We start from the raw sequence: 12,101 nt of genomic DNA, 5'->3' as shown, positions 1-12,101 counted from the left end.
TGGAAAATAGCGTCTTGGTGTCCGCATACACGGCGTCAAGCTCGGCTTTTGAGACGTCCGCATCGCTTACCTGCACATCCTTGTCGTAGTATTTCTCGATCACGTCGATCGCGCCCTTTTGATCGCTCGGAGAGAGGGCTTTTAGCTGCTTTAAAACCAGCGCCGATTTGATAAATGCGCTCTTGCCGTGCACCGGCGCAAAGATCAATTTTACGTTGCTGTTGCGAAGATGCTTTGTGATCCTCTTCATCTCCTCGGCGCAATACGGGCACTCCGGATCGCCCACGATGTAGGTCACGTAGGGATTATTTTTATCAAACGACTCGATATAGGCAAATCTCGCGGGATCTATGCTCTTTAGCAGCTCAAGCGCGGCGGCGTCTCTGGCGTCCTTTAAAATTTGAGTTCTCATCTTAAATAGCGCCGCATCTGCCGCGTCCGCGAGCTTGGGCTCCTCAGTCACTGCCACTAGGCTTTTGGCGTCGTCGCTAGCTAAAAACGCCTCTTTTTTATCGCCCGAGCGGACGATCAGCAAATTTAGCCCGTTTAGCGAGTTTAGCTTGTCGATCGAGATGAGCTGAGCGTTTTTATCATTTAGACTTTGCTTTAGGTTTTTTACGAACTCCGCTTCGTTCGCATTCGCGCCAAGCACAAAAGCCACACACGCAGCCAAAACGTAGATGATTTTTTTCATAGCTTCCCTCCCCTTAAAATTTCGCCAATTATATCAATTTAAAATAAAATTTGTTATAATCGCGCCCTATCAATTTAAGGAGAAATTTATGGCTTATTCAATGGGCGATCTAAAAAAAGGTCTAAAAATCGAGGTGGACGGAATTCCGTTTAAAATCATAGAATACCAACACGTAAAACCGGGAAAAGGGCCTGCTTTCGTACGCGTTAAAATAAAATCTTTCATCGATGGCAAGGTGCTTGAAAAGACCTTCCACGCGGGCGATAAATGCGAGGCGCCGAATCTTGAGGAAAAAGAGATGCAGTATCTCTACGACGATGGCGAGGCGTGTCAGTTCATGGATACCGATAGCTACGAACAGATCGCGATTAGCGACGAGGACGTGGGCGAGGCGAAAAAATGGATGCTTGACGGCATGATGGTGGACATTATGTTTTACAACGGCAAGGCGATCGGCGTCGAGGTTCCGCAGGTGGTGGAGCTTAAGATCGTAGAAACCGCGCCGAATTTCCGCGGCGATACGCAGGGCAGTAACAAAAAGCCCGCCACGCTTGAAACAGGCGCCGTGGTGCAGATCCCATTTCACGTGCTCGAAGGCGAGGTCATCCGCGTAGATACCGTCCGCGGCGAGTATATCGAAAAAGCAAACAAATAACTTCTCTATTTTTGCGAAATTTTAATTTCGCAAAAATTCCTCTTTCTTTTAAAATTTATAAACTCCGGATGATAAATTTAAACCGCATCGGTTGCGTAAATTTTGATTAAAATGGCTTTTCGAATTTGCCGAAATGTGGGATAATTTAGTCTAAATTTTACGCAGCGCTGATTTGGCAAATTCAGGATGGTTTTATGATTAAATTTACGGATATGAAATTTGAGTATAAAAACGCCCGAAAGCAAATCTTACGACCCACTTTCGGGCTTTGAGCTAGGCTGCAACTTTAATTAGATTTAAAATTTCACCTTCACTTGGGAAACGAGGCTTAGCAAAATCTTTATTGAAGAAAAGCTTTCTGCCGTCAACTTCTACTAGAAAGTCTCCGCTGCCACCAGGGGCCAACTCGACAACTGCATCCTTATAGACGCTTGTTATTTCATCTCTCACACGGAGAGCTTGCGGTCTATAAGATCAAGAATTACAATAAGTAATTACAACCTTCATCTTTATTCCTTTCTAAAAAAGTGCCACATTCTAGCAGAACTAGCTTAAATTTTAATATAAAGGCTAAAATTTCGCGCGTCGTAACATTTAAAATTTACGAGCGAAATTTCGCCGTTTGCAAAGCCCTAAATTTCACTGCCGCGGGCTCAAGGCTAGTCCTCAAATTTTAAAATTTCATCGTAGCAGAGATGAAAATCGCAGCCGTGCGCATGGAATTTCTTATCGCCGTGAAAGTGTCCAAAATACCACCGCTCAGGCCTTACGAGCTCAAAGATCCGCTCCAAATACTCAGACGTTTTATCGGGAGTGCTTTTACCGCACCAGAGATATTCTTTTAAAAATTTCATCGCAAACCCCGGCGCCGTGTGGCTCAGCACCGCATCGATCCGTCCGCCCGCGGCGATGAAATCGCGCGCATTTTGCATCGCATAGCTAAACTCCTCCTCACTCGGAATCTCGCGCGCCCACCAGCTAAGCCCCGGTATCCGATGCGCCTTATCGACGCTAAGCGCACCGCCGAAGCACAAAAAACGTCGCCCTGCAATCTCGTAAATTTCGCCGCGCCGCAGCCAAAATATGTTTTCGCCGCCCACGCCCACGGTGCCGCCGAATTTTCGCTCGCGCGGCAGCTCATCCAACATATCGAAATTTTCATGGTTGCCGTCTATGAAAAGAAGCGTGGCAGGGAAATATCTTTCTATATTTTTGCGCGCCATAAACTCATCTATCCGCTCGCTCCAAAACAGCCCAAAATCTCCGAGCACGATGACGAAATCATCGGCGCTAAGCCCGCCCGCAAAGGCTTTGTTCGTTATTTTACCGATCTCGTTTATTCCGTGCGTATCACCGCAAAGATATATCATCTGCCTCTCCTTTTTTGCTTTCTTAAATTTAACTCGCCGCGCTTTGTCGCAACCCATGCGAATGAAATTTTAAGCGCTAAATTTTACGCAGCGCACACCGCACAGACCTTTCGCCCCTAGCCGTAACCACATAAATTTAATCCAAATTAAAAGCGTAAATTTGGGCGACATATTTTAAAAGCACAGGCATCAAGCCTATCGACGCGTAAATTTAAAGCCGCAGCTTCTGATTTAAATTCCGCGGCGCAGATTTAAGCGGCGAAATCCAAGTAGGCGCAGCTTTGCTTACTGCCGCTAAATTTTAAATTTAGCGACGAACTTTGTAAATTTTACGGCGAGCCGCCTAAATTTAAAGATTAATTTTAAAGCCTGCCGCGCAATTTCGTCGCCAGCGCTGCGCCGATTTTTTCGTAGCCCTCTTTTTGCAAGTGGATTTCGTCAGGGCGGATCAGCCCACGCTCGCGCCAGCCGCGCCAGCCGCCATCCTCATCCATAAGACCGGCTATGTCGTAAAACATCGCCCCTTCATCTCGCGCTAGATGCGCTAGCGCCTCCGCAGCGCGTGAGGCGTTTGGCACTTTAGGGCTTCGCGGCGGCGCTACGAGCAGGATTTTCGCACCGGGAGCTGCGGAGCGAACGGAGCGAAGCAGCCCACGGACGCTTTGGTAGAATTTTTGCTCGTCAAATTTCGGATCCATCGCGTCGTTTGTGCCGTAAGCGATGACTACGAGATTGTATCTAAGTCCTGAAAAATCCCTACCAAAGGCATCTGCGCCCCATTTTTCGTAGAGGTTGCTAAACGCGCCATTGCTCGCGCAAGAGTCTGCAAAGCGCGCGTTTTTACGGTAAATTTTATATCCTCCAAGCTCTGCTCCGTCACGCAGCGATCGAATTTCGATCGGAAATCTAAGTCGCAGCTTAGAATACTCCCATTTCTGCGGCACTTCTTGCGAAATATACGCGCTTAGCCCACTTGCATCGCGCACGCGAAAAATCTCGCCGCCCTGATCCGATTTATGTAAAATTTCGACGTAAAAATCGCCGCTAAGCTGCTTTAGCTCCAGTCGCACATTAGCGCCCTTTTTGCCGGTAGCGATCACTCCGCATAGCGGGAAATCGGGGTCTTGCTCGGTGCGGGATGAGATTACATTAAAGCCGCTTTGCTTAAATTCTATATTTTCGCTTTTGTGATATTTAGGCATCATTGCAGGCACGAAGCCGACGCTGTTTTGCACGAAAAAGCCGTGCCTGAAAGCATCTATCAGCGCGTCGCTTCCTAAATGCGAATCGCCAAAAAATTTCACTCCAAAGCCCGCAGAGCTTTTTGTATTTGCGGAATTTATGCCGCGGACGCCTGCGTTTGCCGCGCATCCACCTAATAATGCGGCAAATAAAATGACCATAAACTTACTCAACTTCAATCCTTGATAAAATTTCTTTCGCTACCGCTTCGCAACCCTCTTTGCTCATATGAATGCCGTCGTCTTGGCGCACGCGCACGAGCTTGGAGCCGCTTTGCAGATAGGTTTTATAGACGCCTTTTTCGCACACCAGCGGGGTTGTTTGCATAAAATACCCGCCAAGCGCCATACTGGCGTCGGCATATATTTGATTTAGCAGCTGCGTTTTCTCCTCAAAATCCGGCTTTTGCATACACGGCATCGCAAGCCACAGCACTCCTGCGCCGTGCGAGTGCGCCGTATCGTAGATCTCGCGCACCCTTGAGGCGTAAAACTCCCGCCAGCGCGGCGTTTTGATGCCGTAGGTCTTGCCGCCTGCGCGGTACTCCCAGACGTCGTTGGCGCCCAGCAGCACGACTACGAGCTTAACGCCGCCGTTTTCGCTAAGTGCGGTATCGAGCGTCTTTTGCCAGTCAAAAGATTTCTTGCTCGCAAGCCCCGTAGATTGCTTGCTAAGATCAATCACCCTCAGGCTTCGCTTCGGGAAAAATTTCTTAGCATTCATCCCCACGTATTGCATCAGACTATCGCCCATAAAAAGTACCTCATCGCCTGCATTTAGGCGGATTTTGCCATCGTCGCTAAGCGAAATTTTAGCATCAATCTCCGCGGAGCTTTGCGTCGTTAAATTCTGCTCCAAAGCCTGCGGAGCGGGAAGTTGAGAATCGGAATTTTCGCCGCTTTGCAAGGTTGCGCTTGCCGTAACGGAGTTTTGTGACGCAGAGGAGCTGCGCGGCACAGAGCTTGTTGTAGCCAGGCTTTGTGACACGGAATTTTGCGAAGTAGAATTTTTAGAAGCGGAATTTTGTGCGTAAGGCCCCTGCGCAGAATCGCGCGTCTTTAAATGATGCGTAGAATTATTTAAAGAGGAATTCTTCGCGGCATGGGCTTGCGGCTTGCTACCTTGCGACTTAACGCTTTGCGAAGCATCGTGATCTCGCACACTTTGCAAAGCTTGATTTTCCGCCATGCGATCTTGCGCAGATTTTTTAAAATTTTTGCTTCCGCTATGCGGACTTGCGTCCTCATCCTTGCTAATGTCCTCGCCTTTGATACGCTGCTCAAGCTTATCTGCGCCATTTGCAATCTTTTCGTAGATCTCTCCGCCTACGCGAAACGGCGAGCGGCGCAGCCATTCTTCCAGCCCAAAATCATCGTGAAATCGCTGCTCCAAATAATAAAGCAGCGATCCTTGCATAAAAAATGCCGAGAAAAGCAGCGCAAAAAGCAGAGTCGAAACAAACCTAAGCATCTAAAATCCTGCGTAGATGAAATTTGGAATTCCGCTTGGCATCAGCGCAAAAATCAGCGTGAAGATCATGCCGAGCACGAGAGCTTTAGGTAAAAACGGCAGCTCGGCAAAAAGCGCGATCAAAGTATCTTTAAGAGCTGAAATTTTAGGATAAACAAAAATCCCCGCTAAAATCACCGCAAGCACCGCTAGCTCGCTAATATCTCCGAAAACTCGCGCGCGGGTAAAAGCGCTCAAAATCGCCGCCGCATCTGGAAGGGAATTGGCGAAAAAAATCCAAGCGAAACTTACAAAAATATAGGTACAAAATAGTGCCAAATACGGATTTAGCGGCTTTACGCCCACTTTGGCAAGACATTTTAAAAATACAAGCGCTGCTCCGTGCAAAAGCCCCCAAATCAAAAAATTTAATCCCGCGCCGTGCCAAATGCCAGATAGCGCAAACGCGATTAGTAAATTTACGCAGGTACGTGCAAAACCCCTGCGCGAGCCACCAAGCGGGATATAAATATAATCGCGTATAAACGTGGATAAGCTGATATGCCAGCGATCCCAAAACTCGCCTAAATTCTTGGCCGCGTAGGGCATATTAAAATTCTGCGGCAACTTAAAGCCCATCGCAAGCCCAAGCGCTCGCGCCATATCGATAAAGCCGCTAAAATTCGTATAAAGCACCACGCCATAAAGCAGCAGTGCGGCTAGAATTTGCGCCGCGGAGGACTCAGGCTCATCGCCGTAAACGCCTGAAATCACATCGCTATAATACGCGCCCAAATAGCCGCTAATAAGCAGCAGCTTAACTAAGGCAAAAATTATAAGCACATAAATTTCATCGGCATTGCCAAAGTGCTTGAAGCGATCAAACTGCGGCAGTACTGGCTCTACGCCCTTGGCAGCGCTAGCGCGCCCGATAGGACCCATCACGACGCTAGGGAAAAATGCCAAAAAGCACGCCAAGCTCAAAAAGCCCTGCTCGCCGCATTCGCGCCTATAAACCGAGACGAAATAGGTGATCGACATAAAAACATAATATGAAATTCCAAGCGGAAACGCCACGCTATCTACGGCACCTAGGTGCAGCGCGGCAAGCACGGCATTGAAAAACTCCCTGACGTAGCCATAATATTTAAAAAACGCGAGAAAAAATAAGCCGCCAGCAACCGCCGCAAGCATCACTGCGCGTGCCTTCGTAGTGGGTAGTGGGAGCTGCTTCGCTAACCCCGCTTTTTGCACCTGCTTTGCTATGCCAGCTTGTTTTGTTACACCCATCTGCTTGGTTGCCACTTTACGCGAGAGCTTTTTCTTATGCGAAGACTGCTTTGCGGGCGGTATGGCTTTTGCGACTACGCGATTAGCGCGCGCGATACACACCCCTGCAAAATATACGAAAGCACTATAGGCCGCAAGCACTAGCGCAAAGCGCGGATTTATGGAGCACATAAAGCCGTAGCTTGCCAGCAGGATCAGAATTTTTTGCGCGAAAATATGATTTTTGAGCGTCCAATAAACGATTAAAAACGCTAAAAAAGCAAGGACAAACTCAGGCGAAAAAAATGTCATTCAATCTTTCCAATTTAAATTTTTAAAGCTCTTGCGGCTTTTAAACACTCGCGGCGTGAGATTTATACGAAGCGAAAAAGCTTTTTTTAAATCGCTTGCAACGCGAGATTTTATGCGCAGGTGCGGCATTGCGCCGCTAAACGCTCTAATAAATCTAGCGTCCAAATCCTTAGATTTCATGGACAGCTTGCAGCAAGCCCTTGCCACGTGAGCAAAATTCCGCCACAATAGCAAAATTTAAAATCCAAATGAGAGCTCGACGCACGAATAAAATTTTTAAACGCGCTGAGCGGTTTGCCATCAAATTCTTACAAAAGCTCGCAAACGCAGTCTCATAGGTTCTACCCGCAGGATTTCAAAATAAGCGCTTTTTGGAATCATGCCATATAAATTAGGCGCGCGACGCCGCTAAAATCTTATGAAATAAGATGAGCCACTTCATCACAACTATGAGGGCTAAAATTCTACAAAGCAAAATTTTAAAAGCCAAAAATTTTGCAGCGATGATAAAATTCCGCCCGTTAAAATCTATCGCGCGAAATTACTAAGTAAATCTCACTTTAAGGCGCGATAGAAACCATCTAAAAGCTGTGCCTTATGAGCCAAAATCATGGCTTTATTTTTACTGCAAATTGCAAACTTACGCTACCATAAAGTCCCTTTTAATTTTGTGGCAGCGTAAATGCGCCTTGCGTCAGCCTCGCTCTTTCGCGCAAAACGCAAGTAAAATCAATAAGCTTCGCATCGTAAAATTTCGACTCTAGGCTTAGTTTTAGCGCGGCGTAAATTCCAGCTCACCAGGCGAAATTAGTCGTAAATTTTCAATACGGCTACATAGATTTTGACTTAAGCTGAAATTTAACCTAGCAGAGCCGAATCTCGCTTCGCAATCCAGCCATTCTAACGAGATAATGTAAATTTTAATTTGCAATTTAAAATTTCTAGCGCAACTATACCGGCTTTAGCTCGCGTTTTGAAATTCTAATTTAGCGGCGCGAACAAGTTCATAAAACGCCGCGTAAAATTGCAAATTTCAGCGTTTTTTATTCGGCTAGCGAGGTTTGTGTGCACAAGGGATCAATTTGCGAGAATTTAAAATTTTATCGCTTGCCCCAGCCCGCCTTCAGGGCAATCGCGATAAAATTTACGCTCCGCACCTCAAGCAAGCTAGCAGTTGCGATGAAATTCCAAGCGAGCAGTCGCGATAAAATTTTACGCCGCATTTTAAAAAAATCCCGCGCCTGCCCAACTGAGAAATCCGTAAATCTCGCGCAAAATTTCACATCGCCGTATTACTTAGCAGCTATCAAATATGCTTGCCAAGCAGACGCGGTGAAATTTCATACTACCTTTTAATACTCGCTCGAAGTAAAATTTCGCGCAGCTGTTTTAGCGGTCCATACTCGAAATAAACGCTCTGCATATCGCGCAGGACCTAGTCGGAATACGCGGCTTCGGCAACCTGTCCTCGAAGCGGGCACGATAAAATTTCGCGTCGCTGTTTTTAAACTCGTGCAGTAAAATTCGGTAGCTCGCTGCCGCAAAATTTAGAGCTACCGCTCGCTCGCAGGATCTGTCCGAGCGCCGAGCTAGCGCTCGCGGCGCAGTACAATCAAAACGCTATCTTTTGTAAAATTTTCTTAAAATTCCACTTCCGATCTCTTTGGCGCTGCCATCTTCGATCATAATCGCAGTTCGATCCACATCGACGCTCTTATCGGTATTTACGATGAATTTTATCTCTATCTGGCGCGACGTGATTTGCATAGGCTTATCGATAAATAGCACGTTCACCGGTCTTTGGGAGCTTGCGGCGACATCTTTTATCAAATTTAAAAAATTAGCATAGCTCCAACTATTCGCATTGAGCTTATAAACGTCTGCGACTTCCTTTTGTAGGGCGTCGTCGTCGCATTTAACCGGAGCGCTAAACGAAATGCCTTTACTCTTTTCTTCGTCAAATTTGCAAAACTTATTCGCGGTTTGCAGAATTTTATCTTTATCAAACTGCGGCGAGCTTTGCGTTTTTAACCTTTCATAACTATCAGACGCGTATTTTAAACTATTTTGCAAACGCTTTTCTTTGCTTTCCGCCTCCGAAGCATATGCCTTTTCATAGGCTGCGTTAGCCTTGTCAAATTCCGCTTTTAACACCTCAGCGCTTACCTCGCAAGTCATCTTCACCGCCTGGATACTATTTTTGACGCTGATATCCTGCCAAGAGACCTTCTTGCACTCGCTAGAGCCGTCGATTGCATTGCCGATCGTCATGGATTTTTGTTGCGGCAGCGTATATTCTTTGACGATCTTTACGTTATCCTCGCCGCAGCCGCACAGCACAAACGCCGCAATAGCCGCGCCAGCAAATACTTTTACTTTCATTTTTGCTCCTAAAAATTTTGATTATAAAAACGACAAATGCTAAATTCAAAAGCCCGAATTTTAAAATTCCGCGCCGATCGGACCTTGAAATTTGAAATAGAATTTAGCGCGGAATTTTATCGCAAAAACGGCTGCTGGGTGGAAATTTGCCTGGCAGCAAAGTCCGTTCTGCGCGAAATTTATGCCTCTGCGCGGATGATCCTAACCGCTTCGACCATATTTTTTAGGCTCGGCTCCACCTCTTCCCATTTGCGAGTTTTTAGGCCGCAGTCCGGGTTGATCCACAGCTGCTCTTTCGGAAGCACTTCAAGCAGCGCGCGAATCTGGCTTACGAGCTCATGTACGCTAGGAATTCGCGGGCTGTGGATGTCGTAAACGCCGGGGCCGACCTCCTGCTTGTAGCCGACCGATCTAAAAATTTTAAGCAGTTCGTTGCCGCTGCGAGCGGTCTCAATACTGATGACGTCGGCATCCATCGCCTCTATCGTTTTGATTATGTCGTTAAACTCCGAATAGCACATATGCGTATGAATCTGCGTCTGCGCTTTGGCTGCGCTAACGGCGAGCTTAAAGGCACTAACGGCGAATTTTTCGTATGCAGGGATGTTTTCGGATCTAAGCGGATAGCCCTCTTTAAACGCAGCTTCGTCCACCTGAACGATCTTGATACCCGCGTCTTGTAGATCCGAAATTTCATCAAAAATCGCGAGCGCAAGCTGTTTTACGATCTGATCGCGAGGCTTATCGTCGCGCACGAAGCTCCAGTTCATCATCGTAACAGGTCCCGTTAGCATGCCTTTCATGATCTTTTTGGTGCGACTTTGAGCGTATTTGATCCACTCCACGGTCATCGGTTTTGGGCGGCTCACGTCGCCGAAAAGTAGCGGCGGTTTCACGCAGCGGCTGCCGTAGCTCTGCACCCAGCCGTTGGCACTAAATGCGTATCCGCTCATCTGCTCGCCGAAATACTCGACCATATCATTACGCTCGGGCTCGCCGTGAACCAGCACGTCCAGACCGATCTCATCTTGAAATTTAACGCAGTCGTCGATGTAGGCTTTGATGTCACGCTCGTAGGCTTCGCGGTTGATTAAGCCCTTTTTGTAGGCGTTGCGAACTTGGCGAAGCTCTGCAGTCTGAGGGAAGGAGCCGATCGTAGTGGTAGGTAAAATTCCATAGCCTAGCTCCTTTTTTTGCACCTTGATGCGATCCTCGTAGCGATCGGTGCGTTCAAGCTTGCTTAGCGAGTTCACGCGCGCAGAGACCTTCTCGTCGTGGATGAGCGGCGAGCTAGCGCGAGTTTTGGCGGATTTTTGATTCTGCTCGTAAGCCTTCATGCCGTGCTCGCACATCGGAATTTCAAAGAAAAGATGGGTTAAAATCGAAATTTCGCTTAGTTTTTCGACCGCGAAGCTTAACCAGGATTTAACCTCGGCGCTTAGCTTGTCCTCGTATTTTAGCGTAAAAGGCACATGTAAAAGCGAGCAGGAGGTGCCCACATAGATGCGCTCCTTAGGCACGTAGGCTTCGATGGCTCTAAGCTGAGCTAGCTTTTTATCGATGTCGCTCTTCCAGATATTACGCCCGTCAATCACGCCCGCAAAGAGCACGGTCTTAGCGTCTTTTAGAATTTGAAGCTCTTTTTTGATATTCTCCTCGCTTGCGTAAACAAAATCAAGCCCGATCGCCCAAACATCGGTCTTTACTATCTCGCGCACGGCCTCGGTCGCATGCTCGAAATAGGTCATAAAGATGATTTTTACGTTACTTGCAGCCTTGCTTAGGCGCTGATAAACAGGCACGATCTTTGGCGCTAGCTCAGTCGCGTGATCCGTCACGAAAATCGGCTCATCGATCTGAACTACGACCTCGCTATCAAGCTCGCTAAGAAGCTTTAGCAGCTCCTCATATTTCGCGGCAAGGGCATCTAAATGCGCGAGTGGATCACTTTTGTCGCTTGATTTGCTAAGCGCAAGATAGGTGATAGGTCCGATTAAATTTATCTTTAGCGCGCAGGAATCCTTAAAATCGTTATTCTTCGCGGCCTTATACTCGCTTAAAATTTTACTAGGATTTAGGCTAAATTCCGTATACGCAGAGATCTCTGGCACGATATAATGGTAGTTTGTGTTAAACCACTTCGTCATCTCCATCGCGACTGCGTCTTTGCTGCCGCGCGCCATCGCAAAATACTGCTCATGCGCCGAAAGAGCCGCAAAGCGCTGCGGGATTACGCCGAAAAGCACGCTGGTATCGAGCATCAGATCGTAGTATGAAAAGTCGTTTACGCTAATTAGGCCGCTCCAAGCATCCAGCTGATATTTGATGTGGCGATTTTTTAGCTCTGCGGCGACTCGCTCTAGAGCGTCATAATCGCACTTGCCCGCCCAATAGCTTTCCAAAGCCTTCTTTAACTCTCGTTGCTCTCCGATACGCGGAAAGCCCGTAACGTAACTCTTCATCTCTATCCTTTGAGTAAAATTTTGGTATTAAAGTATTGATTTTATCTAAAATTTCTTTTGCCGTCATTAAAATTTTAATCTAATCTCGAAAATGAACGAAATTTTATCCAAAAGCGCAGGGGTGGAATTTAGCCAATAAAATCTGAAATGGAATTTTTATCGACGAAATTCTATGAGTTAAAATTTGATGATGGAATTTGAAGACGTTAAATTCATCATAATTTAAACCTCATCGCAAGATTCTACTAAAACTTAGTAAAGCCTTG

Annotated in this window: 10 protein-coding genes; 2 read left to right on the top strand and 8 right to left on the bottom strand. The window is 46.9% G+C overall.

Going from position 1 to position 12,101, the window contains the following annotated elements; all coding sequences use genetic code 11:
- A partial coding sequence (locus tag Q0135_RS05455) for a hypothetical protein (protein WP_297988969.1) occupies positions 1–694 on the bottom strand: 694 nt, incomplete at its 3' end.
- Positions 695–782: 88 nt separating this feature from the next.
- Between Q0135_RS05455 and efp the strand changes: the two genes are divergently transcribed.
- The gene (gene efp / locus Q0135_RS05450; protein WP_297988966.1) at positions 783–1,349 is read left to right on the top strand and encodes an elongation factor P; all 567 of its coding nucleotides are present in this window, start codon (positions 783–785) and stop codon (positions 1,347–1,349) included.
- A gap of 273 nt (positions 1,350–1,622) precedes the next feature.
- On the opposite strand, the gene Q0135_RS05445 is transcribed toward efp, so the two are convergent.
- From Q0135_RS05445 to Q0135_RS05425, 5 genes are all read right to left on the bottom strand, one after another.
- Positions 1,623–1,856 (bottom strand): SelT/SelW/SelH family (seleno)protein, encoded by a 234-nt coding sequence (locus Q0135_RS05445; RefSeq protein WP_295098848.1) that lies wholly within the window; start codon positions 1,854–1,856, stop codon positions 1,623–1,625.
- A 152-nt stretch (positions 1,857–2,008) separates the two neighbouring features.
- Positions 2,009–2,719: a metallophosphoesterase gene (locus Q0135_RS05440; RefSeq protein ID WP_297988957.1), complete on the bottom strand. Its 711-nt coding sequence runs from the start codon at positions 2,717–2,719 to the stop codon at positions 2,009–2,011.
- A gap of 362 nt (positions 2,720–3,081) precedes the next feature.
- A complete protein-coding gene (locus tag Q0135_RS05435; protein WP_297988955.1) occupies positions 3,082–4,134 on the bottom strand; it encodes a GDSL-type esterase/lipase family protein in 1,053 nt (350 codons plus the stop codon).
- Positions 4,127–5,431, bottom strand: coding sequence for a DUF459 domain-containing protein (locus Q0135_RS05430; protein WP_297988953.1), 1,305 nt, complete (start codon positions 5,429–5,431; stop codon positions 4,127–4,129). Before Q0135_RS05430 ends, Q0135_RS05435 begins: the two co-directional genes overlap by 8 nt.
- Positions 5,432–6,991, bottom strand: coding sequence for an MBOAT family protein (locus Q0135_RS05425; RefSeq protein ID WP_297988951.1), 1,560 nt, complete (start codon positions 6,989–6,991; stop codon positions 5,432–5,434).
- Positions 6,992–8,073: 1,082 nt separating this feature from the next.
- Here Q0135_RS05425 and Q0135_RS05420 point away from each other — a divergent pair.
- Entirely contained in the window at positions 8,074–8,199 is a 126-nt protein-coding gene (locus Q0135_RS05420; RefSeq protein WP_297988949.1) for a hypothetical protein, read from the top strand.
- Positions 8,200–8,611: 412 nt separating this feature from the next.
- Here the strand turns inward: Q0135_RS05420 and Q0135_RS05415 are convergent, their stop codons facing one another.
- Positions 8,612–9,373 (bottom strand): hypothetical protein, encoded by a 762-nt coding sequence (locus Q0135_RS05415; RefSeq protein ID WP_297988946.1) that lies wholly within the window; start codon positions 9,371–9,373, stop codon positions 8,612–8,614.
- Between the two features lie 179 nt (positions 9,374–9,552).
- Positions 9,553–11,835, bottom strand: coding sequence for a 5-methyltetrahydropteroyltriglutamate--homocysteine S-methyltransferase (gene metE, locus Q0135_RS05410; protein WP_297988944.1), 2,283 nt, complete (start codon positions 11,833–11,835; stop codon positions 9,553–9,555).
- Positions 11,836–12,101: the final 266 nt, after the last annotated feature.

This window comes from uncultured Campylobacter sp., from assembly GCF_937981295.1.
Classification (GTDB): domain Bacteria; phylum Campylobacterota; class Campylobacteria; order Campylobacterales; family Campylobacteraceae; genus Campylobacter_B.
This window is presented reverse-complemented; position numbering and strand designations above follow the sequence as displayed.